Origin of the sequence: Actinomadura logoneensis, from assembly GCF_003428695.1 — a bacterium.
Taxonomy (GTDB): Bacteria; Actinomycetota; Actinomycetes; order Streptosporangiales; family Streptosporangiaceae; genus Spirillospora; species Spirillospora logoneensis.
Genome location: NZ_QURH01000287.1, coordinates 1 through 21,314, shown reverse-complemented (window position 1 = coordinate 21,314; position 21,314 = coordinate 1). Strand labels below are relative to the sequence as shown.

Here is a 21,314-nt window from a genome sequence, read left to right as displayed (position 1 = left end):
GTGTGCGGATGGGACGGCTGCAGCAGACGTTCGGGCTCACCGACGAGCAGCGGGAGATCGTCGCGACCGTGCGCGCGTTCGTCGACCGGGAGATCCTGCCGGTCGCGACCGAGCTGGAGCACGCCGACGCCTACCCCGGGCACATCGTCGCGGGGATGCGCGAGCTCGGCCTGTTCGGGCTGACCATCCCGCCGGAGTACGGCGGGCTGGGGGAGTCGCTGCTCACCTACGCGCTGGTCGTGGAGGAGCTGTCGCGCGGCTGGATGAGCGTGTCCGGCATCGTCAACACCCATTTCATCGTCGCGTGGATGATCGCCCGCCACGGCACCGACGCGCAGCGCGCGCACTACCTGCCGCGGATGGCCGCCGGCGACGTGCGCGCCGCCTTCTCGATGTCGGAGCCGGACTGCGGGTCGGACGTCGCGGCGCTGCGTGCCCGGGCCGTCCGCGACGGGGACGGCTACCTGGTCACCGGCCAGAAGATGTGGGTCACCAACGGCGCCACGTCCCACCTGGTCGCGACGCTGGTCAGGACCGACCCGGACGGCGGGCACCGCGGCATGACGGCCTTCCTGGTGGACAAGGAGCCGGGGTTCGGCGAGGTCGCGCCCGGCCTGACCGTCCCGGGGAAGATCGAGAAGATGGGGTACAAGGGGGTCGACACCACCGAGCTGCTGTTCGACGGGTACCGGATCCCGGCCGCGCAGATGCTCGGCGGCGAGCCCGGCCGCGGCTTCCACCAGATGATGGACGGCGTGGAGGTGGGCCGCGTCAACGTCGCCGCCCGCGCCTGCGGCGTCGCCCGCCGCGCCTACGAGCTCGCGGTCGGCCACGCGCGCCGCCGGGAGGCGTTCGGCAGGCCGATCGCCGAGCACCAGGCCGTGCTGTTCCGGCTCGCCGAGATGGCCACCAAGGTCGAGGCGGCGCACCAGATGACCGTCATGGCCGCGCGCCGCAAGGACGGCGGCGACCGCAACGACCTGGAGGCGGGCATGGCCAAGTACCTGGCGGGCGAGTACTGCAAGGAGGTCGTCGAGGACGCCTTCCGCATCCACGGCGGCTACGGCTACTCCAAGGAGTACGAGATCGAGCGGCTGTACCGGGAGGCCCCGATGCTGCTGATCGGCGAGGGCACCGCCGACATCCAGAAGATGATCATCGGTCGGCGGCTGCTCGCCGAGGACGGCTAGGGTTCACCGAGGACGGCTAGGGTTCACCGTATGCCCGAGACGCCCTTCGACCCGGACGCGCGCCGCCGCGACGGGCTGCGCGAGTTCCTGCGCACCCGGCGCGCCCGGCTCACCCCCGCCGACGTCGGCATGCCCGACGCCGGACGCCGCCGCACCCCCGGCCTGCGCCGCGAGGAGGTCGCCGTCCTCGCCGGAGTCGGGGTGTCCTGGTACACGTGGCTGGAGCAGGGCCGCGACATCCGCGTCTCCGAGGACGTCCTGGACGCGATCGCGCGGGCGCTGCGGCTGGACGGGGGCGAGCGCGAGCACCTGTACCTGCTCGCCGGGCTGAACCCGCCGCGCGCCGAGGCCGTCCCGGCCGTCCCGGTGTCGCCCGAGCTGGTCCGCGTGCTGGACTCCTGGTCGCCGCGTCCCGCCTACATCCAGGACCGGCACTGGGGGTTCCAGGCCGTCAACGACGCCGCGCGCGTGGTGTTCGGCTACGGCGACACCGACCACAACTGCCTGGTCAGCTACTTCACCAACGCCCGCTTCCGGACGGCCAACACCCTCTGGGCGCACAACGCGCCGGGCGTCGTCGGACGGTTCCGCTCCGACATGGCCCGCTACCCCGACGACCCCGAGTTCCCCCGGATCGCCGCCGACCTCGCCGCCGCCTGCCCCGAGTTCGCCGAGCTGTGGGAGCGGCACGACGTGGCCCACGGCGCGGAGGCGACCAAGGCGATCCTGCATCCCGAGGTGGGCGAGCTGGTCTTCGACGCCACGCTGCTGCCGCTGCCGGACCGCCCGGGCCTGAACCTCGTCCTGCACAACCCCCGCCCCGAGACCGGGACGATGGAGCGTCTGGAGCGGCTGATGAGCAGCGGCCCGCGCCTGGTGGAGGCCGGCTGACCCGGCGCGGCTGACCTTGCGTGGCCGAACGTCCGGGTGCCGCGCTTGGGTCGGCTGAGGGTGGTGGTGCCACACCCAGGATGAGCCGACACTGCCGCGTTCCGCCGACCGGCGGCAGCCTTGCGGGCATGACGAAGCGCTTCATGGACAAGACGGCCCTCATCACCGGCGGCACCAGCGGCATGGGCCTCGCCACCGCCCGGCTCCTGCTGGACGAGGGCGCGAATGTGGTCATCACCGGCCGCGACGACAAGCGCCTGGACGCCGCCGTCGAGGAGCTCGGCGCGGGCGACCGCGTGCTGGCCGTCCGCGCCGACGCCGCCGACCTGGCCGACCTCGACGCGCTCATGGCGCGGATCCGCGACCGGTTCGGACGGCTCGACGTGCTGTTCGCCAACGCGGGCGTCGGGGAGTTCCGGCGCAGCGCCGAGGTCACCGAGCACGACTTCGACCGGATCGTCGGCGTCAACTTCAAGGGCGTCTACTTCACGGTCCAGAAGGCCGTCCCGCTGATGACCGGCGGCGGTGCGGTGGTGGTGAACGCCTCCTGGACGCTGTACCGGGGGATGGCGGTCGCGTCGGTGTACTCGGCGTCCAAGGCGGCGGTGCTCAACCTCGCGCGGACGCTCTCCAGCGACCTCGCCGACCGCGACATCCGGGTCAACTCGGTCAGCCCCGGCTTCATCGACACGCCCATGTTCCGCGCCGCCGCCCCGACCGACGAGGAGGCCGCCGGATACGCGGCGCAGGTCGTCGCCGGACGGCTCGGCACCTCCGAGGACGTCGCCCGCGCGGTCGCCTTCCTCGCCTCCGACGACGCGTCCTACGTCACCGGGCAGGACCTGGTCGTCGACGGCGGCCTCGTCTCCTCCCTCCCCGCCTGACGCCCCACCCTCGAAAGACCTCTCCATAGGCCCCCGTGCCTCGAAAGGAAAACGCACGCCATGAAGGCCATCACCATCCCCGAGTTCGGCGACGCCGACGTCCTGCGCCTCGACGACGTCGCGGTCCCCGAGCCGGGCCCCGGACAGGTGTCGATCGACGTGGACTACGCGGGAGCCAACTTCGCCGAGATCCTGTACCGGCGCGGCATCGCGGACGTGCCGCTGCCGTTCGTCCCCGGCATCGAGGTCTCCGGACGGATCCGCGCGCTCGGCGCGGGCGTCGAGGGCCTGCGCGTCGGCGAACCCGTCGCCGCGCTGACGATCGTGGACGGCGGCGGCTACGCCGAGGTCGCCGTCACCTCCGCCGACCTGGTCGCGCCGCTGGGCGGGCTGGACCCGGCGGTCGCGGCGGCCGTGCCGTCCAACAGCACCACCGCCTACCTCGTCCTGGACCGGCTGGCCCGGCTCGCGCCCGGCGAGCGCGTCCTGGTGCACGCCGCCGCCGGGGGCGTCGGCAGCCAGCTCGCGCAGGTCGCGCGGCTGCTCGGCGCGGGCACCGTCGTCGGGACGGTCGGGGGCCCGGCCAAGGTCCGGGCCGTCCGGGACCTGGGCGTCGAGCACGTCGTGCTGCGCGACGAGCTGGAGGGACGCGTCGCCGAGCTGACCGGGGGCGCGGGTTTCGACGTCGTCGCCGACATGGTCGGCGGCCCGGCCCGCCGCGTCGGGGTCGAGGCCCTGGCCCCGTTCGGACGGCTGATCGCGATGGGCAACGCGTCTGGGGCCGACGACGTGCCGCTGTCGCCGAACGAGCTGTGGCTGACCAACAGGACCGTGTCCGGCTTCAACCTGGCGGCCTTCAGCGCCCTGCACCCGCGTGAGGCGGGGAGCGCGCTGCGCCGGGCGGTCGCCGCCGTCGCCTCCGGCGACCTGCGCGTCCGGGTGGAGGAGATGCCGCTGGGGAAGGCCGCCGAGGCGCACCGCCGGATCGAGTCGGGAACGACCACCGGCAAGCTCGTCCTCGCGGTGCGGTCGTGAGCCACGCGGGGCCGGGCACGCCGGGCCGGTCCCGGCGGCGGTGCAGGGCGGGGAAACGCCGTTGACAGCGGCAGGGCGTGATCCCTACCGTCCTATTCTCAGGAAAGTTTCCTAATAATTCGGGGGTGGGCGTGCGGCTCCGGGACGGCGGGGACAGTGACACCGGGGCCCCGGCGGCCGGCGGGCGCGAGCGGCTGCTCACCGGGGAGTACGCCGCCCCGACCATCGCCTTCACCGCGCTGACCGTGCTCACCGCGCTCGCCGGCCTGGCGGTCTTCCCGACGCTGCCGATCGCCGCCCGCGCCCTCGACGGGCTGTGGCTGTACCCGCTGGTCGCGAGCGCGTTCGTCGCGGCGGGCCTGGTCGGCGGGGTGGTCGGCGGCGCCTGGTCGGACCGGTCCGGCCCGGGACGTCCGCTCACCGCCGGGCTCGCCCTGGCCGTGGCGACCCTGGTGGTGTCCGGGACGGCCGGGACGATCTGGCAGCTCGCCGCCGGACGGTTCCTGGACGGCGTGTCCGCCGGGATGATCCTCGTGGCGACCAACGCCGCGATCGGGCAGACCTTCCCCGACCGGCTGCGGCCCCGCGTCCTGGCGCTGCTGAGCGCCGCCTGGGTGGGGCCCTCGCTGATCGGCCCGCCGCTCGCCGGGCTGGTCGTCTCCTGGTGGTCGTGGCGCTGGGTCTTCCTCGGCCTCGCGGCGCTGACGCTGCTGCCCGGCATCGCGGTGGTCGTCCTGCTGGGCAGGTTGCCGGCGCGCGGCGTGCGGGCCGGAGCCGAGGGCCCCGGCCTGGTCGTGGCCCTGGCGGTGAGCGTGGGAGCCGGGCTCGGCCAGTACGCGCTGTCCGGCCGCGACGCCGTCCACCTGGCCTGCGGCGCGACCGCCGTGCTCGTGCTCGCCGCGTTCGTGCGGCGCATGGTGCCGCCGGGCACGTGGCGGGCCGGGGCCGGGCTCCCGGCCACGGTGCTCATGGCGGGTCTGGCGTCCGGGACGTTCTTCACCCTCGAGGCCATGGTCCCGCTGATGCTGAACCTGGACGGCGGCGTCCCGCCCGCGCTCGCCGGTCTGGCCTTCACCGGGTCGGCCGTCGCGTGGGCGATCTCCTCCTGGGCGCAGAGCCGGTGGCTGGCCGGACGTCCCCGGCACCTGATCGTGGCGGCGGGCGCCCTGCTGCTCGCCCTCGCGACCGGAGGCGCGGGGATCGCGGCGGCGGCCGGGCTGCCCGCGTGGGTCCCGGCGTCGGCCCTGGTCGTCGCGGCCGTGGGCATGGGCATGACCGCGCCGACGCTGACCGTCCTGTCGCTGGCGCACGCGCCGTCCCGGCGGACCGGCTACGCCGGGAGCGCGATGCAGACCAGCCAGAACCTCGGCCAGATCACGATCCTGGCGCTCGGTTCGGCGCTGCTCGGATCCGCCGCGTCCGGCACGGCGTCCACGGCGGGGTTCGGGCCCGCGCTGGGCGTTCTCGTGCTCCCGAGCCTGGCGATCGTCATGCTCGCTCCACGTGCGCGGTCCGCGCGGCCCGCGCGGCCCTAGCCAGGGCCAGCTTCTCGAGCATCTCGTCCAGGGACCACTGGTCGTTGGCGTGCTCGCCGAGCTTGGACGCCAGGACGGTTCCGTCCGGGGCGATGAGGAAGTCGCCGGGCAGGCCGAGCCGTCCGCCGGTCGGACGGGACCTCGGGAACGGGTCGCGGCGCAGCAGACCAGCGGCCACGGCGCGCACCATCATCGGCCACGCACGCGGGTCGAGGAGGGCGCGCGGTGTCGACTCGACGCCGAACTCCAGGTAGAGCCTGCGTTCCGGGTCGGGGACGACGTCGAACGGCAGGTGCTCGACGTGCTGGCGCAGCTCGTCGGCGGGCGCGTGGAAGACCACCACCTCGTGGACGTCCGCTGCCTCGATCTCGGCGTTCCGGACGGCGAACGAGCGCAGGTGCACATTGCAGATCGGGCAGCCCGCGAAGCGGCGGAACTGCAGGTGGACGACGCGCTCGGGGTCGGGTACGCGAACGGCCGCGCCGGTCACCGATGTCAGCTCGTGGGCGGGGACGTGAGTCTGGTCGAACCTGGGCACGGGAAGCCCTCCCTGTAGGTGTACGGCATATACTTATGAGGGTAGGCGTATGCCGTACGCTGTCAAGACCATGCCGCGACCCCGTTCCCTCACCCGGCCCCGGCTCGCCGCCGCCGCACTGGCCGTCATCGACCGCGACGGCCTCGCCGCCCTCTCCATGCGCGCGGTCGCCAAGGAGGTCGGCGTGAGCACCATGGCGCTCTACCGGTACGTCGACAGCCGCGAGGACCTGGAGGCGCTGGTCGTCGAGCGGGTCCTCTCCGGCATGCCGACCGACCCGCCGCCGGACGGCCCGTGGCGCGAGCGGGTCGCCGCGCTGGTCGAGCGGCTCCGGCTCGCGGTCACCGCCCACCCCGGGACCGTCCCGCTGGCGCCGGTGTACCGGCACCGCTCGATCACGCTGCTGCGCTGGTCGGAGACCATGCTCAGGGTCCTGGCCGACGCCGGGTTCGGCGGCGACGCGCGGATCGTCGCGCTGCGCGGCGTGACCGCCTACATCATCGGCGCGATCCAGCTGGAGCACCTCGGTCCGCTGTCCGGGCCCGGCACCGACGTGATCGCCGCGCTCCCGCCCGAGGAGTTCCCGCACATGGCGGCGGCGGGGGCCCGGGCGCGCGGGATCTCCTCGCACGAGGAGTTCCGGCGCGGCCTCGACCTCCTCCTGGACGGCCTCGACCACCGGACCACGCCTCGCCCGGACGCGCGCTGACCGCCCTACGGGCCTCGACTCCGCAGGTCAGCGGACCAGATAGGACGGCTGCCGCGCCAGCACGTCGGCGGCCTGCGCCACGACCGACGCGATCAGCTCCGCGCAGCTCGGCAGGTCGTCGATCACCGCGACGACCTGCCCGGACGCCATCACCCCCAGGTCCGGACGGCCGTCCACCATCGCGGCCTTCAGCAGCATCGGGGTGTTGGCGGCCATGAGCACCTGCGACCACGACAGGTCCTTGCCGTGCTTCATCGCCCGGCCGTCGGCGAGCATCGCCCGCCACGACATCCCGGAGACCCGCCGGAACCGGGCCGCGTTGCGCAGCGCCCTGACCAGCCCGGACACCCGGCCCGCCTCCTCCAGGGCGTTCACCAGGTCGCTGCGCAGGACGCGGTGCGGCATACCGTCCACCTGCCGTGTCACCACCGTCTCGGACGTCCCGAGGTAGACCTTCTTCACCTCCTCCGGGACCGAGCTGTCGGAGGTGAGCAGGAAGCGCGTGCCCATCGCCACCCCGGACGCGCCGTAGGCGAGCGCCGCGGCGAGCCCGCGCCCGTCGAAGAACCCGCCCGCCGCGATGACCGGGACGTCCACCGCGTCCACGACCTGGGGGAGCAGCAGCGTCGTCGCGACCGGCCCGGTGTGGCCGCCGCCCTCGCCGCCCTGGACCAGCACCGCGTCCGCGCCCCACGCCGCGACCTTCTCCGCGTGCCGCCGCGCGCCCACCGAGGGGATCACCACGACGCCCGCGTCCTTGAGCCGGGCGATCAGCTCGCGGCGCGGCGCCAGCGCGAACGACGCGACCCGCACGCCCTCCTTGACGAGCAGGTCGATGCGCTCGCCCGCGTCGCCCGCGTCCGCGCGCAGGTTCACCCCGAACGGCGCGTCCGTGCGGTCCCGCGCGCAGGTTCACCCCGAACGGCGCGTCCGTGCGGTCCCTCACCTCGTGGACGGCCAGCCGCAGCTGCTCCAGCGTCATCGTCGCCGACGCCAGGATCCCGAGGCCGCCCGCGTTCGCGACGGCCGAGACCAGGCGCGGTCCGGCGACCCAGCCCATCCCGGTCTGCACGACCGGGTGCCGGACGCCGACCAGCCGGGTCAGGGGGGTGTCGAGCACCTGCCCGGCGCTCACGCCGGGACCTCGCGGTCGCGCAGGCCCTTCGGGTCCAGCACCTCGCGCATGATCCGCAGCTCCTCGGCGGTCGGGACGCGCGTCTCGGGCACCTCGTCGGGGACCACCGGCTCGAACCCCGTCGCGGCGAGCACGTCGTCCACGCGCACCCCCGGGTGGACGGTCCGCAGCCGCATCCGGTGGTCGGGCGTGGCGAAGTCGAACACGCACAGGTTGGTGACCACGGCGCGGATCTCGCGGGCGCCGCGGTCCCAGCCGACGCCGCTCGCGAAGTCGACCTTCTCGGTGAACACGCGCGTCGAGTGCCTGGGCACCCAGTAGCTCGTGGGGTTGAGGCGCGTGTTGCCGGGCGCGCCGCGCGACCCGAGCAACTGCCGCGTCGGCCGCTCCCAGTCGCCGATCGCCGAGATGTTCATGGTGCCGTAGGGGTCGATCTGGCTCGGGCCCATCACGACGTGCCGCCGTCCGTTCAGCACCAGCCACAGGTGGTCGCGGAACGGCAGCCAGCCCTCGGCCACGGCCGCGGACGCGCCGAGGGGCGCCGGCTCGGCCGACAGCACCGGTCCGCCGTCGGTCGTGAGCAGGTCCGGCGCGAACGTCGCGCGGGCCAGCCGCGACCCGAGCATCGGGACGAACCCGGCGACCGCCGCCGCCACGATCTCGCCGTCCCCGCGGAACAGCTCGGCGCAGGCGACGGCGCACACCTCGGCGCGCGAGGCCGCGGCCACGGTCGGGCTCATCGGGGGCTCTCCTCTCGGAACGCGCGCACCGCGTCCTGGTAGGCGGTCTCGTCGCCGGACAGGAACCGCTCGGCGAACGCCGCCCACGCGCCGGGGTCGGCGGCGGCCTTGGCGTAGAGGCGCTGGAACGCCTCGTCGCGCCGGTGGTCGGGCTCGCAGTCGGTGAAGTGCGCGCCGTTCGGCGTCTCCACGACGCCCGCGACGTGCGCCCGGCTGATCAGCAGCGACTGCAGCGGGCCCTCCTTCAGCAGGTCGGAGGTGTCCACGAGCCGTTCGCACGACACGTACGACGCTCCGGCGGCCTTCACGAACAGGTCGTCCATGTACGGGTCGGGGCCGAGGTACTGGGCGTTGCCGCGCGCGTCGGCCCGGTTCATGTGCACCAGCGCGACGTCCAGCCTCAGCGCCGGGACCGCGACCAGCTCCTCGTCCCCGTAGGGCGACCGGACGGTGCGCAGGGACGGGTTCACGCGCAGCACGTCCGAGCCGAGCCCGGCGGGCGTCGGCAGGAACGGCAGCCCGTGCGCCGCCGCGTACAGGCCGAACATGAACATGCCCTCGTCGTACTCGGTCAGCTCGATCGCGCCGTCCTGCCGGGCCGCGCGGAAGTGCGGCTCCAGCGGGATCGAGTCGAGCGTGGCGAACGCGGTGACCAGCCGCCGGACCTTCCCGGCCGCGCACAGCAGCCCGACGTCCGGACCGCCGTAGGAGACCACCGTCAGGTCGCGCAGCGGCGACCGGCAGATCGCGCGGACGAGCGCCATCGGCTTGCGCCGCGACCCCCAGCCGCCGATCCCGACCGTCATGCCGTCCGCCAGGGAGCCGACGACCTCGTCGATCGACATCACCTTCCCCGGTCCGGCGGTGGTGGTCATCAGCGTGCCCCCTTCGCCACGAACGCGTCGCGCGCCCGGTCGCCCGCGCCGACGAGGTTCAGCTCGAACGTGAAGCCCTGCTCGAAGCGGTAGGACCGCTTCACGTCCACCGGGTCGATGCCGTTCAGCGACTCCTTGGCCCGCCGGATGACGTACCGGTCCTTGGCGGCGATGTCCCCGGCGACCTCCATCGCCTTGGCGCGCAGCTCGCCGGGCGGCACGACCTCCAGCACCGAGCCGTGCCGGTGCAGCTCCCCGGCGGTCACGTTGCGGCAGGTGTAGACCATCGCGCGCATGAGGTGCTGCGGGACGAGCCGGGCCAGGTGGGTGGCCGCCCCGAGCGCGCCCCGGTCGATCTCGGGCAGGCCGAAGTAGGCGTCCTCCGAGGCCACGACGACGTCGGCGTTGCCCGCCAGCCCGATGCCGCCGCCCAGGCAGTACCCGTGGACGGCCGCCACGACCGGCACCTCGCAGTCGTAGACCGCGGCGAACGCCGCGTAGCAGCCCCGGTTCGCGCCGACCAGCGCGGTGTGGCCGCCGGTGCGCTGCATCTCCTTGATGTCGACGCCGGCGTTGAAGCCGCGTCCCTCGGCGCGCAGGACCACCGCGCCGACGTCCGGGTCGCGGCCCGCCGCCAGCAGCGCGTCCGCCAGCTCGAACCAGCCGGCCACCGTCAGCGCGTTCACCGGCGGCGCGGCGACGACGACCTCCGCTACCCCGGACTCGTGGGTCGTGGTGGAGACTCCCATGCGCTACCTTTCCACCAAACATTTGTTAGAACTGACCGTAGAGGCCGCCCCGGGGAGGACGCAATGCCGCAGCCACCGCAGCTCGACCTCACCGGCCGGACGGCCGTCGTCACCGGCGGCGTGCGGGGCGTCGGGCTCGGCATCACCCGAGCCTTCCTCGCCGCGGGCGCGGACGTCGTCGCCGTCGCCCGCCGCGAGCCGGACGCACTCCCCGAGGTGGACGGCCGCCGCGCCCGGTTCGCCGCCCTGGACGTCCGCGACCCCGACGCCGCCCAGGCGTTCGCCGACGGCCTCGACCGCGTGGACGTGCTGGTCAACAACGCCGGCGGCACACCGTTCCAGCCCGTCGCGGACGGCGACGTGCGCCGGCACATCAAGATCATCGAGTTGAACCTGGTCGCGGCCCTGGTCATGTCCCGGGCCGTCCGCCCCCGGATGGCCGGAGGCGGCTCGATCATCATGATCGGCAGCGTCAGCGGCGTCCGCCCGTCGCCCGGCACCGCCGCCTACGGCGCGGCCAAGGCGGGCCTGGCCAGCCTCGCGACCAGCCTGGCCGTCGAGTGGGCGCCGGAGATCCGGGTCAACACCGTCACCCTCGGGATGGTCCGCACCGAGAGCTCCCACCTGCACTACGGCGGCGAGGACGGCGTCGCCGCCGTCGCCGGGACCGTCCCGCTCGGCCGCCTCGCCGACCCCGCCGACGTCGGCGCGGCCTGCGTCTTCCTCGCCTCGCCGCTGGCGGGCTACGTCAGCGGCGCCTCGCTGCTGCTGCACGGCGGGGGAGAGCGCCCCGCCTTCCTGGACGCCGCCACCGTCAACCGCGACTGAGCCGCGACCGTCAACCGCGACCGAGTCGCCATCGTCAACCGCGACTGGGCCACCACCGTCAACCGCGACTGAGGAGCCGCCGATGATCTGCAAGGACCGCGTCGTGATCGTCACCGGCGCCGGGCGCGGGCTCGGGCGCGCGCACGCGCTGGAGTTCGCCCGGCAGGGCGCCAAGGTCGTCGTCAACGACCTCGGCGTCGCCCGCGACGGCACCGGCGAGGCCGCCTCCGGCCCCGCCCAGGACGTCGTGGCCGAGATCGGGAAGCTCGGCGGGCAGGCCGTCGCCAGCCCCCACGACGTCGCCACCGAGGACGGCGCGCAAGCCCTGGTCGCCCTCGCCGTCGAGACCTTCGGCGGCCTGGACGTCCTGGTCAACAACGCGGGCTTCCTGCGCGACCGGATGCTGGTCAACCTGTCCGAGGACGAGTGGGACGCCGTCGTCCGCGTCCACCTCAAGGGCCACTTCCTGCCGCTCAAGCACGCGGGCCTGCACTGGCGCGCGCGGAGCAAGGCCGGAGACCCGGTCGACGCCCGCGTGATCAACACCTCGTCCGGCGCGGGCCTGCTCGGCAGCGTCGGCCAGGGCAACTACTCCGCCGCCAAGGCGGGCATCGTCGGCCTCACGCTGGTCGCGTCCGCCGAACTCGCCCGCTACGGCGTGACCGTCAACGCCATCGCGCCCGCCGCCCGCACCCGCATGACCGAGGAGGTCTTCGCCCAGACCATGGCCAGGCCCGCCGAGGGCGAGTTCGACGCCATGGCCCCCGAGAACGTCTCGCCCCTCGTCGTCTGGCTCGGCTCGACCGGGTCCCGCGGCGTCACCGGCCGCGTCTTCGAGGCCGAGGGCGGACGGATCTGCGTCATGGACGCCTTCCGCCACGGCCCGTCCACCGACAAGGGAGCCCGCTGGGACCCGTCCGAGATCGGCGAGGCCGTCACCGCCCTCCTGGCCCGGGCACTCGCCCCCGAACCCGTCTACGGCGCGTCCTGAGAACGGCGGCGCCCGCTCCGGCACGGGAGGCCGGACGCGCCGATCTGTCGGTGGTGTGCGGCACCATGAGCCCATGACGACGAGCCTCGGGACTGTGGTGATCACCGGCGCGGCCGGACGCATCGGGTCGGTGCTGCGCGCCGGCTTGCGAGGTGAGGCGGAACGCCTGGTGCTGGTCGACCGGGTGGACCTCACCGCACAGCCGGCCGAGGACGTGCGCCGACTCGACCTGCGGGACGGCGAGTCGCTCACGGCCGCGTTGCGGGGCGCGGACGCGGTGGTGCATCTGGGCGGCGTCGCGGACGAGGCGCCGTTGGCGGAGCTGCTGGACGGCAACGTCATGGGGACGCTCAACCTCCTGGAGGCCGCACGCCGGAACGGTGTGAAGCGGGTCGTGCTGGCCAGCAGCAACCGGCTCACCGGCTTCTATCCGGTCTCCACCACCGTCACCCCCGAGATGCCACCGCGCCCCGACGGGCTCTACGGGGTGAGCAAGGTGGCGGTCGAGGCGCTCGGCAGGCTGTACGCCGACAAATTCGGGCTGTCGGTCGTGTGCCTGCGCATCGGCAGCTTCGAGGCCGCCCCCACCGAGCGGCGGCATCTCGCCACCTGGCTGAGCCACCGCGACTGCCTCGGTTTCGTCCGCGCCGCCCTCACCGCGCCCGGCATCGAGTTCACCACTGTCTACGCCGTCTCGGCCAACAAGCGCCGCTTCTGGGACGACGAAGGCGCCTTCGCCCTGGGGTACCTCCCCGTCGACGACGCCGAAACCTTCGCCTCCCGGCTCCCCGAAGAGGCGAACACGGCCGGGCACGACGTCCAGGGCGGCGCCTACGCGAGCCCCGAATACACGCTCCCCTATCTCTGACGGCCTCGACCGGCACCGGCGCCGCCACCGACACGGGAACGGCCCGCTCGCGATCGATCCCTGATCACCCGGCCTCCGGCGAACGGCTCCGGGCCCTCGTCCCGGCGGCCCACGGCATGGTCAGGCCCTTGATCGCCACGGCGGGCCGACTCGGCGCGCGACCGGAGCGCGGCATCCAGGACGCCTGAGGGGGCGCCCGGCGCTTCGTCCGCGCCCGGAATGCCGCCACCTGCGGGGACGTTGGACCTCCCGGGCCCGGAAAATGATTCGCCGTCGGGTGGACGGACGGCTACGGTGCCTCGGTCCGTATTCTTGCTGTTGGTTATGAGGACGACGCCTGTGAGTTCGCCGCTCGCCGAGTTGCGCGCGCGCCTGCCCGAGCTGATGCCGCGGGACCGGCAGCGGCTCCGCCGCCGGATCGAGGGCACGGCCAAGATGCGGGACGCCGCCCGGCGCGACCGCGTGGCCGCCGAGATCGCCGCCGAGGTCGAGACCGCCGCCGGGCGGGTGGAGCGCCGCCGCGCCGCCGTCCCGGCGATCACCTACCCCGCCGAGCTGCCGGTCTCGCAGAAGAAGGACGACATCGCCGCCGCGATACGCGACCACCAGGTCGTGATCGTCGCGGGCGAGACCGGGTCGGGCAAGACCACCCAGCTGCCCAAGATCTGCCTGGAGCTGGGCCGGGGCGTGCTCGGCTCGATCGGCCACACCCAGCCGCGCCGGCTGGCCGCCCGCACCGTCGCCGACCGCATCGCCGAGGAGCTCGGCACCGAGCTCGGCGAGGCCGTCGGGTACAAGATCCGGTTCACCGACCGGTCGAGCGACGACACGCTGGTCAAGCTGATGACCGACGGCATCCTGCTCGCCGAGATCCAGACCGACCGGCTGCTCCGCCAGTACGACACGCTGATCATCGACGAGGCGCACGAGCGCAGCCTCAACATCGACTTCCTGCTCGGCTACGTCAAGGAGATCCTGCCCCGGCGGCCCGATCTCAAGGTGATCATCACCTCGGCGACCATCGACCCCGAGCGGTTCTCCCGGCACTTCGACGACGCCCCCATCGTGGAGGTCTCCGGCCGGACCTACCCGGTCGAGGTGCGGTACCGGCCCGTCACCGACCCCGAGGACCCGTCCGCCGACCCGGACCGCGACCAGATCCAGGCGATCGTGGACGCCGTGGACGAGCTGGAGCGCGAGGCCCCCGGCGACGTCCTGGTGTTCCTGTCCGGTGAGCGGGAGATCCGCGACACCGCCGACGCGCTGACCAAGCACTTCGCGACCAAACGCGGCCACCACGAGGTCCTGCCGCTGTACGCGCGGCTGTCGTCGGCCGAGCAGCACCGGGTGTTCCAGCCCCACCGCGGACGTCGGATCGTCCTCGCCACCAACGTGGCCGAGACGTCCCTGACCGTCCCCGGCATCAAGTACGTCGTGGACCCCGGCACCGCCCGCATCTCCCGCTACAGCCACCGGCTGAAGGTGCAGCGGCTGCCGATCGAGCCGGTGTCGCAGGCGTCGGCCAACCAGCGCAAGGGCCGCTGCGGACGCGTGTCCGAGGGCATCTGCATCCGGCTGTACTCGGAGGAGGACTTCGAGTCCCGCCCCGAGTTCACCGACCCGGAGATCCTGCGCACCAACCTGGCCTCGGTCATCCTGCAGATGACCGCCCTCGGCCTCGGCGACATCGGCGCGTTCCCGTTCGTGGAGCCGCCGGACCGCCGCAACGTCAAGGCCGGCGTCGACCTGCTGCACGAGCTCGGCGCGATCGACCCGGACGAGAAGGACCCCAAGAAGCGCCTCACCCCGCTCGGCCGCCGCCTCGCCCAGCTGCCCGTGGACCCGCGCCTCGCCCGGATGGTGCTGGAGGCCGACCGGAACGGCTGCGTCCGCGAGGTGCTGATCATCGCGGCGGCCCTGTCGATCCAGGACCCGCGCGAGCGCCCCGCCGAGCACCAGCAGGCCGCCGACGAGAAGCACCGCCGCTTCGCCGACCCCACCTCGGACTTCCTCGCCTACCTGAACCTGTGGAACTACCTGCGCGAGCAGCAGAAGGAGCTGTCCGGCAGCGCGTTCCGCCGCATGTGCAAGAACGAGTTCCTGCACTTCCTGCGCATCCGCGAGTGGCAGGACCTGCACACCCAGCTCAAGCAGGTCGCCAAGTCCCTCGGCGTCACCCTGAACAGCACGGACGCCGCCCCCGAGCGCATCCACGTCTCGCTCCTGTCCGGGCTCCTCTCGCACATCGGCCTCCAGGACACCGCCAAGAAGGACGAGGGCGGGCCGCGCCGCCGGGCCCAGCAGGAGTACCTGGGCGCCCGGAACGCCAAGTTCGCGATCTTCCCCGGCTCGTCGCTGTTCAGGAAGCCGCCGCGCTGGGTCATGTCCGCCGAACTGGTCGAGACGTCCCGGCTGTGGGCGCGCGTCAACGCCCGGATCGAGCCCGAGTGGATCGAGCCGCTCGCCGAGCACCTCGTCAAACGCCAGTACAGCGAGCCGCACTGGTCGAAGAAGCAGGCCGCCGTCATGGCGTACGAGAAGGTCACCCTGTACGGGGTGCCGATCGTCGCCGAGCGCAGCGTCAACTACGGCCGCATCGACCCCGAGCTGTCACGCGAGCTGTTCATCCGGCACGCCCTGGTCGAGGGCGACTGGGAGACCCACCACAAGTTCTTCCACGAGAACCGCGCGCTGCTGGAGGAGGTCGAGGAGCTGGAGCACCGCGCCCGGCGCCGCGACATCCTGGTGGACGACGAGACGCTGTTCGACTTCTACGACGAGCGCGTCCCCGCCGACGTCGTCTCCGGACGCCACTTCGACACCTGGTGGAAGAAGGCCCGCCACACCGAGCCCGACCGTCTCAACTTCGAGAAGTCGATGCTCATCAACCAGTCCGCCGACACGGTCACCGAGGCGGACTACCCCGACCACTGGCAGCAGGGCCCGTTGCGCCTGAAGCTGACCTACCAGTTCGAGCCCGGAGCCGACGCCGACGGCGTGACCGTCCACGTGCCGGTGCAGATCCTCAACCAGGTCAAGCCGGACGGGTTCGACTGGCAGGTGCCGGGCCTGCGCGCCGAGCTGGTCACCGAGCTGATCCGCTCGCTGCCCAAGCAGCTGCGGGTCAACTTCGTCCCCGCGCCCGACTACGCCCGCCGCGTCCTGGAGCGCGTCTCGCCGCGCACCGAGCCGCTGCTGGACGCGCTGGAGCGCGAGCTGGCGCAGCTCACGTCCGTGCCGGTCGCGCGCGAGGCGTGGGACCTGTCCCGCCTGCCCGCCCACCTGCGCATGACGTTCCGCGTCGTGGACGAGCGCCGCCGCACCCTCGCCGAGTCCACCGACCTCGACGCGCTCAAGCGGCGGCTCGCGGGCAAGGTGCGCGGCACGCTGTCGAAGGCCGCGTCCCGCGAGGGCGTCGAGAAGCAGGGGCTGACCTCCTGGACGCTCGGCGAGCTGCCCCGCACCTACGAGCGCAGGCAGGCCGGGTACGAGGTCAAGGCGTACCCGGCGCTCACCGACGAGGGCGACAGCGCGGCCGTCCGGATGTACGAGACCGAGGCCGAGCAGCGCCGCGCCATGTGGAAGGGGACGCGGCGGCTGATCCTGCTGAACGCGCCGTCCCCGGTGAAGCAGATCCAGGGCGGCCTCGGCAACCAGGCCAAGCTCGCGCTCAGCCACAACCCGCACGGTTCGGTGGCCAGGCTGTTCGACGACTGCGTCGCCGCCGCCGTGGACAAGCTCATGGCCGACGCCGGGGGACCGGCGTGGGACGAGGCCGGATACCGGCGCCTCTACGACTCCGTCCGCGCCGACCTGTACGACACGACCGCCGCGGTCGTCGGCCAGGTGGAGCGCATCCTCGCCGCCGCGCACCGGCTCGACCGGGGCCTGCGCGGCAGCACCAGCCTCACCCTGCTGCCCGCGCTGACCGGCATCCGCGAGCACCTCGCCGCGCTGGTCGGTCCGGGCTTCGTGACGGCGACGGGCGCGCGGCGCCTGCCCGACCTTCTCCGCTACGTCACGGCCATGCAGGTGCGGGTGGACAAGCTGCCGGAGAACCCCGGCCGCGACCGCATGCTCGCCAACCAGGTGCAGGTCCTGGAGGAGGAGTACGCGGCCCTGCTCCGCCGCCTCCCGCCCGGCCGCCGCGAGGACGAGGCCGTCGCGCAGATCCGCTGGATGCTGGAGGAGTACCGGGTCAGCCTGTTCGCGCAGCAGCTCGGCACCCGCTTCCCGGTGTCGGACAAGCGCATCCGCAAGGCCATGGCCCAGATCCAGCCGTAGCCGTCGCAGGACGCAGTGACACGGAGGCGGCGGTGGTCCCGGACCACCGCCGCCTCCGTGTACTTCGCCGTGTTTCGCCGTGCCTCGGTCAGGAGGTGATGTCGCGGCGGCGGAAGGACCACAGCCCGGCCGCCACGAGGACCGCCGTGAGCGCGACCATGCAGAGCAGGGGAGTGGCCGACCAGCTCGTCCCCGGAAGCTTGGGGGTGTGCGCGAACGGCGAGACGTCCATGACCCAGCGCGGCAGCTTCAGCAGCGGTCCCATCTCCCCGACCAGCAGGAACGCCACCAGCACCGCCCAGCCGAGCGAGGTCAGCCGGGGCACCAGCCCGTAGCCGAGGACCACCAGCCCGACCACGACCCACGCCGCCGGGATCTGCACCAGCGCCGCGCCGAGGACCCGTCCGAACTGCGCGCCGTCACCGCTCTGCGCCGCGTAGACCGCCCCGGCGACCACGCCGGTGACCAGCAGCAGGACGGCCCCGCCGAGCAGCGCGACCAGCACCGGCCCGGCCGCCCAGCGCCACCGGCTCACCCCGGTCGCGAGCACCGGCTCGGTGCGCTGCCCGGTCTCCTCCGCGCGCAGCCGCCCCACCGCCTGGATGCCGAACGCGGCGGCGAACACCGAGGCGAACACCAGGTCCGTCGCGAGGAAGGCGTCGGTGATGCCCTTCTCGCCGCCGAGCTTGGTGATGAAGTCGCGGGCCTGCGCGCTGCCGACCATGTCCCCCACGTTCGACGCGATGCCGCCGAGCGCCGCGCCCAGCACCACGAACGCGACGCCCCAGCCGAGCAGGGACCCGCGCTGCAGCCGCCACCACAGCGAGAGCGCGCCGCGCAGCCGCGGGGCCGCCGCGGACGGGCCCTCCCGATCGGGCAGGATGCCCGCGCCGAGGTCGCGCCGGGACACCAGCGTGTACGCCCCGACCGTCATGACCGCCGCGAACACGACCATGATCAGCAGCACCCACCAGCGGTTCCCCGCGTACGGGCGGAACTGCTGCCCCCAGCCGATCGGGGACAGCCAGGACAGCCACCGCGGCCCGCCGCTGCCGGACGCGTCGCCCATCGCCCGGAGCAGGTAGAACGCGCCGAGCGCGGCGAACGAGTAGCCGGTCGCGGTGCGCGCGTGCGCGGTGAGCTGCGCGACCACGGCCGCGATCGCGCCGAACACCAGCCCGACCCCGGCCCAGGCGGCTCCGGCGGCGGCCGATCCCGCCGCCGGCAGCCCGGCGATGGTGAGGGCGAGCGCGCACAGCGCGGCGAGCGCCAGGTTCGCCGACAGCACCACCGTCAGCGCCGACGTCAGCGGCGCGCGGCGGCCGACGGCGGTCGCGCCGACCAGCTCCTGCCGCCCGCTCTCCTCGTCGGCGCGGGTGTGCCGGACGACCAGCACGATCGACAGCGCGGCGGCGGCGACCGCGCACAGGATGTTGAGCTTGAGCATCGACACCGCGCCGAGCGAGGTCGGGTCGTAGACCCGCCCGTACAGCGCGACCAGCGCCGGGGTGTCGTTGGTGTTGGCGGCCAGCTCCGCCCGGGACGCCAGGTCCGGGTAGAGCCCCTTCGTGGACGACACCGTCGAGGCCGCCATGAAGACGATCAGGTAGAGCCAGACGGGCAGCATGATCCGGTCGCGGCGGAGCGCGAGCCGGGTCAGCGCGCCGGTGCCGGCGAGCGCGGTCATCGCGATCCCGCCTTCGCGCCGCTCCCGCCCGAGGAACCGCTTCCGCCCGAGGATCCGCTTCCGCCGGCCGCGGGACCGCCGCCGGAGGCGGAGCCGGCGCCGCCGTCCTCCGCCGAGGCCCTGCCGCCGTTGAGGTCGTCCTGGTAGTGGCGCAGGAACAGCTCCTCGAGCGTGGGCGGCTGGCTGGTCAGCGCCCGCACGCCGATCTCGGTCAGCCTGCGCAGCAGGGCGTCCAGCCGCGCGGTCTCGACCTCGCACTTGAACGTCCCGTCCCGGAACTCGGGGTCGTGCACCCCGGGCAGGTCGGCGAGGCCGTCCGGCGGACCGGCGAGCTCGGCCCGGATCGAGGTGCGGGTGAGGTGCCGCAGCTCGCTCAGCGTGCCCGTCTCGACCGTCCGGCCCTTGCGGATGATGGTGACCCGGTCGCAGAGCGCCTCGACCTCGCTGAGGATGTGGCTGGACAGCAGGACCGTGCGCCCGCTGCCGCGCTCGGCGCGCACGCACTCCTGGAAGACCTCCTCCATCAGCGGGTCCAGGCCGGAGGTCGGCTCGTCCAGGATGAGCAGCTCGGCGTCGGACGCCAGCGCCGCGACGAGCGCGACCTTCTGCCGGTTGCCCTTGGAGTAGGCGCGGCCCTTCTTCTTCGGGTCGAGCTCGAACCGCTGCAGCAGCTCGTCGCGGCGGCGCGGGTCCAGGCCGCCGCGCAGGCGCCCGAGCAGGTCGATCACCTCCCCGCCGGACAGGTTCGGCCAGAGCGTGACGTCGCCGGGGACGTAGGCCAGCCGGCGGTGCAGCGCGGTCGCGTCGCGCCACGGGTCGCCGCCGAGCAGGCGGGCGGTTCCCGCGTCGGCGCGCAGCAGGCCGAGCAGGACGCGGATGGTGGTGGACTTGCCGGCCCCGTTCGGGCCGAGGAAGCCGTGGACCTCGCCGGGCCGGACGGTCAGGTCGAGCCCGTCCAGGGCGCGCGTCCGGCCGAAGGTCTTCACCAGGCCGGAGACGGAGATGACCTCGTTCATGCCGCCCAACATACACTTCCTTCACGAATCCGTGAAGTTACTGAATGGGCTAAACTGGCGTGTCCCACACCGAGTGATCCACCAGGGGAGTTGATGCCGGGTGACCGACGAGCGGGCGCCTGCGCCGGGGACGACGCCCGGCCGTGACGACGAGGCCGTGCTCCGGTTCGTGGAGCGGTTCGCCGCCTCGCTCGCCGACGCGGGATGGCCGCGCATGGCCGCGCGGGTGTTCGTCGCGCTGCTCGCCACCGACGCGGGCGCGCTCACCGCGTCGGAGCTCAGCGAGGAGCTGCGGGTCAGCCCGGCGGCGGTGTCCGGCGCGGTCCGGTACCTGATCCACCTCGACCTCGTCTCCCGCGAGCGCGAGCCCGGCACCCGCCGCGACCTGTACCGGGTGGAGAACGACGCGTGGCAGGGCGCGCTCACCCGCCGGGACGCGGCGCTCTCCAAGTGGGCGGCCGGCCTGCAGGAAGGGGTCGCCCTCGTGGGCCCGGACACGGCGGCCGGGCGGCGGCTCGCCGAGTCCGCGGAGTTCTTCGACTTCCTCCGCCGCGAGATCGAGAGCGTCATGGACCGGTGGGCGGAGCACCGCAAGAAACTGCACGCCACTGCGCCGGCGTCCGCGCCCGGGTCGTCGTCGGCGCCGGAACCGTCCGGTTCGTCCGGCTCGCAGGAACCGCCGTCTCGCGGGCACGCGGACGAGTAGAGGCGGGTGGCGGCGAGTGGGACGTCGCTCGCGGATGGAGGGCCGGATGCTCACCCGGTGAGCGTTCGTCCTCATCGGATACTGACAAGTCGTCCTTGTCGCCGGGTGAGGGTGACGGCCGGATCGCCGTGCGTGAGCACGGGGGCGTGGTGGTTCCCACACGTCCCGGCAGTCCCTGCGGACCCCTCCCGAAATGCGTAAGGTTCATCCCATGCCTAACAGCGACGAGCGCGACAACTCGGGTGTTCCGGAGCGGGGGACGGCGTACGCCGGGCCCCCGGCCGCGGCCCCGGCCGCCGGGGGCGGCGAGGTCGCGAGGCTGGGAGACCCCGTCACGGTCTGGCCGTGCGCCAACTGCGGACGTCCCGTGCCGCAGCCCGTCGGCGCCGTCCGCGCCATCCGCTACTGCCAGGACAACGACGGCGCGTGCGTCCGCGAGGCGCGCGAGCGGCGCGAGCGCGGCCGGGACGCCTCCGGCCTCACCGGCCAGGTCGCGGCCACCTGGGAGATGGTGGAGCGGCTGGAGAACGCCGCCGACGCGCTCGCCGGGTCGCTGGCCGCCGAGCTGAGCGTCGCCGGGGTCGAGCGCCGCGTCGCCGAGGTCCGCGCCGAGGCCGCGCGCGAGCTGTCGGTCGCGCAGAGCGAGCGGGACG

At 73.9% G+C, this 21,314-nt stretch carries 18 protein-coding genes and 2 pseudogenes; 12 read left to right on the top strand and 8 right to left on the bottom strand.

Going from position 1 to position 21,314, the window contains the following annotated elements:
- Positions 1 to 8 precede the first annotated feature (8 nt).
- From DZF91_RS17255 to DZF91_RS17235, 5 genes are all read left to right on the top strand, one after another.
- Positions 9 to 1,190, top strand: a complete 1,182-nt coding sequence (locus DZF91_RS17255; RefSeq protein ID WP_117358480.1) for an acyl-CoA dehydrogenase family protein — start codon at positions 9 to 11, stop codon at positions 1,188 to 1,190.
- Positions 1,191 to 1,220: 30 nt separating this feature from the next.
- The gene (locus DZF91_RS17250) at positions 1,221 to 2,081 is read left to right on the top strand and encodes a helix-turn-helix transcriptional regulator (RefSeq protein WP_117358479.1); all 861 of its coding nucleotides are present in this window, start codon (positions 1,221 to 1,223) and stop codon (positions 2,079 to 2,081) included.
- Between the two features lie 128 nt (positions 2,082 to 2,209).
- The gene (locus tag DZF91_RS17245) at positions 2,210 to 2,965 is read left to right on the top strand and encodes a glucose 1-dehydrogenase (protein ID WP_117358478.1); all 756 of its coding nucleotides are present in this window, start codon (positions 2,210 to 2,212) and stop codon (positions 2,963 to 2,965) included.
- 60 nt (positions 2,966 to 3,025) lie between these two features.
- Positions 3,026 to 4,000 carry a quinone oxidoreductase family protein gene (locus DZF91_RS17240; protein ID WP_117358477.1) on the top strand — a complete coding sequence of 325 codons (975 nt, stop codon included), beginning with the start codon at positions 3,026 to 3,028 and terminating at the stop codon, positions 3,998 to 4,000.
- 125 nt (positions 4,001 to 4,125) lie between these two features.
- On the top strand, positions 4,126 to 5,535 hold the full coding sequence (locus DZF91_RS17235) for an MFS transporter (RefSeq protein WP_199486700.1): 1,410 nt from the start codon (positions 4,126 to 4,128) through the stop codon (positions 5,533 to 5,535).
- Here DZF91_RS17235 and DZF91_RS17230 read toward each other — a convergent pair.
- The gene (locus DZF91_RS17230) at positions 5,489 to 6,073 is read right to left on the bottom strand and encodes a peroxiredoxin-like family protein (protein WP_117358476.1); all 585 of its coding nucleotides are present in this window, start codon (positions 6,071 to 6,073) and stop codon (positions 5,489 to 5,491) included. The genes DZF91_RS17235 and DZF91_RS17230 overlap by 47 nt on opposite strands.
- A gap of 70 nt (positions 6,074 to 6,143) precedes the next feature.
- Here DZF91_RS17230 and DZF91_RS17225 point away from each other — a divergent pair, with 70 nt between their 5' ends.
- The gene (locus tag DZF91_RS17225; protein WP_117358490.1) at positions 6,144 to 6,782 is read left to right on the top strand and encodes a TetR/AcrR family transcriptional regulator C-terminal domain-containing protein; all 639 of its coding nucleotides are present in this window, start codon (positions 6,144 to 6,146) and stop codon (positions 6,780 to 6,782) included.
- A gap of 27 nt (positions 6,783 to 6,809) precedes the next feature.
- Here DZF91_RS17225 and DZF91_RS17220 read toward each other — a convergent pair whose 3' ends face one another.
- The 5 genes and pseudogenes from DZF91_RS17220 to DZF91_RS17205 form a co-directional block, all read right to left on the bottom strand.
- Entirely contained in the window at positions 6,810 to 7,658 is an 849-nt protein-coding gene (locus DZF91_RS17220) for an NAD(P)H-dependent flavin oxidoreductase (protein ID WP_407920914.1), read from the bottom strand.
- Positions 7,659 to 7,743: 85 nt separating this feature from the next.
- Positions 7,744 to 7,842: pseudogene (locus tag DZF91_RS43175) on the bottom strand (nitronate monooxygenase); the annotation flags it as partial.
- Between the two features lie 71 nt (positions 7,843 to 7,913).
- Positions 7,914 to 8,657, bottom strand: coding sequence for a CoA-transferase subunit beta (locus tag DZF91_RS17215; RefSeq protein WP_117358475.1), 744 nt, complete (start codon positions 8,655 to 8,657; stop codon positions 7,914 to 7,916).
- On the bottom strand, positions 8,654 to 9,502 hold the full coding sequence (locus DZF91_RS17210) for a CoA transferase subunit A (RefSeq protein WP_117358489.1): 849 nt from the start codon (positions 9,500 to 9,502) through the stop codon (positions 8,654 to 8,656). The genes DZF91_RS17215 and DZF91_RS17210 overlap by 4 nt, the downstream gene beginning before the upstream one ends.
- 29 nt (positions 9,503 to 9,531) lie before the next feature.
- Positions 9,532 to 10,281 carry an enoyl-CoA hydratase family protein gene (locus tag DZF91_RS17205; protein ID WP_117358474.1) on the bottom strand — a complete coding sequence of 250 codons (750 nt, stop codon included), beginning with the start codon at positions 10,279 to 10,281 and terminating at the stop codon, positions 9,532 to 9,534.
- A gap of 63 nt (positions 10,282 to 10,344) precedes the next feature.
- Between DZF91_RS17205 and DZF91_RS17200 the strand changes: the two genes are divergently transcribed.
- The 4 genes from DZF91_RS17200 to hrpA all read left to right on the top strand — a co-directional run bounded on the left by DZF91_RS17200 (position 10,345) and on the right by hrpA (position 17,252).
- The gene (locus tag DZF91_RS17200; protein ID WP_117358473.1) at positions 10,345 to 11,109 is read left to right on the top strand and encodes an SDR family oxidoreductase; all 765 of its coding nucleotides are present in this window, start codon (positions 10,345 to 10,347) and stop codon (positions 11,107 to 11,109) included.
- Positions 11,110 to 11,191: 82 nt separating this feature from the next.
- A complete protein-coding gene (locus DZF91_RS17195; protein WP_117358472.1) occupies positions 11,192 to 12,100 on the top strand; it encodes an SDR family oxidoreductase in 909 nt (302 codons plus the stop codon).
- 73 nt (positions 12,101 to 12,173) lie between these two features.
- Positions 12,174 to 12,968 (top strand): NAD-dependent epimerase/dehydratase family protein, encoded by a 795-nt coding sequence (locus DZF91_RS17190; RefSeq protein WP_199486699.1) that lies wholly within the window; start codon positions 12,174 to 12,176, stop codon positions 12,966 to 12,968.
- Positions 12,969 to 13,292: 324 nt separating this feature from the next.
- The gene (gene hrpA / locus DZF91_RS17185; RefSeq protein ID WP_117358470.1) at positions 13,293 to 17,252 is read left to right on the top strand and encodes an ATP-dependent RNA helicase HrpA; all 3,960 of its coding nucleotides are present in this window, start codon (positions 13,293 to 13,295) and stop codon (positions 17,250 to 17,252) included.
- Between the two features lie 88 nt (positions 17,253 to 17,340).
- Here the strand turns inward: hrpA and DZF91_RS17180 are convergent, their stop codons facing one another.
- Both DZF91_RS17180 and DZF91_RS17175 read right to left on the bottom strand, forming a co-directional pair.
- Complete coding sequence (locus DZF91_RS17180) at positions 17,341 to 18,939, bottom strand: ABC transporter permease (RefSeq protein ID WP_117358469.1); 1,599 nt, start codon at positions 18,937 to 18,939, stop codon at positions 17,341 to 17,343.
- The gene (locus DZF91_RS17175) at positions 18,936 to 19,955 is read right to left on the bottom strand and encodes an ABC transporter ATP-binding protein (RefSeq protein WP_117358468.1); all 1,020 of its coding nucleotides are present in this window, start codon (positions 19,953 to 19,955) and stop codon (positions 18,936 to 18,938) included. The genes DZF91_RS17180 and DZF91_RS17175 overlap by 4 nt, the downstream gene beginning before the upstream one ends.
- A gap of 100 nt (positions 19,956 to 20,055) precedes the next feature.
- On the opposite strand from DZF91_RS17175, the gene DZF91_RS17170 reads away from it, so the two are divergent.
- The gene (locus tag DZF91_RS17170) at positions 20,056 to 20,661 is read left to right on the top strand and encodes a GbsR/MarR family transcriptional regulator (protein WP_235834360.1); all 606 of its coding nucleotides are present in this window, start codon (positions 20,056 to 20,058) and stop codon (positions 20,659 to 20,661) included.
- Between the two features lie 211 nt (positions 20,662 to 20,872).
- A pseudogene (locus DZF91_RS17165) lies at positions 20,873 to 21,314 on the top strand (chromosome segregation ATPase); the annotation flags it as partial.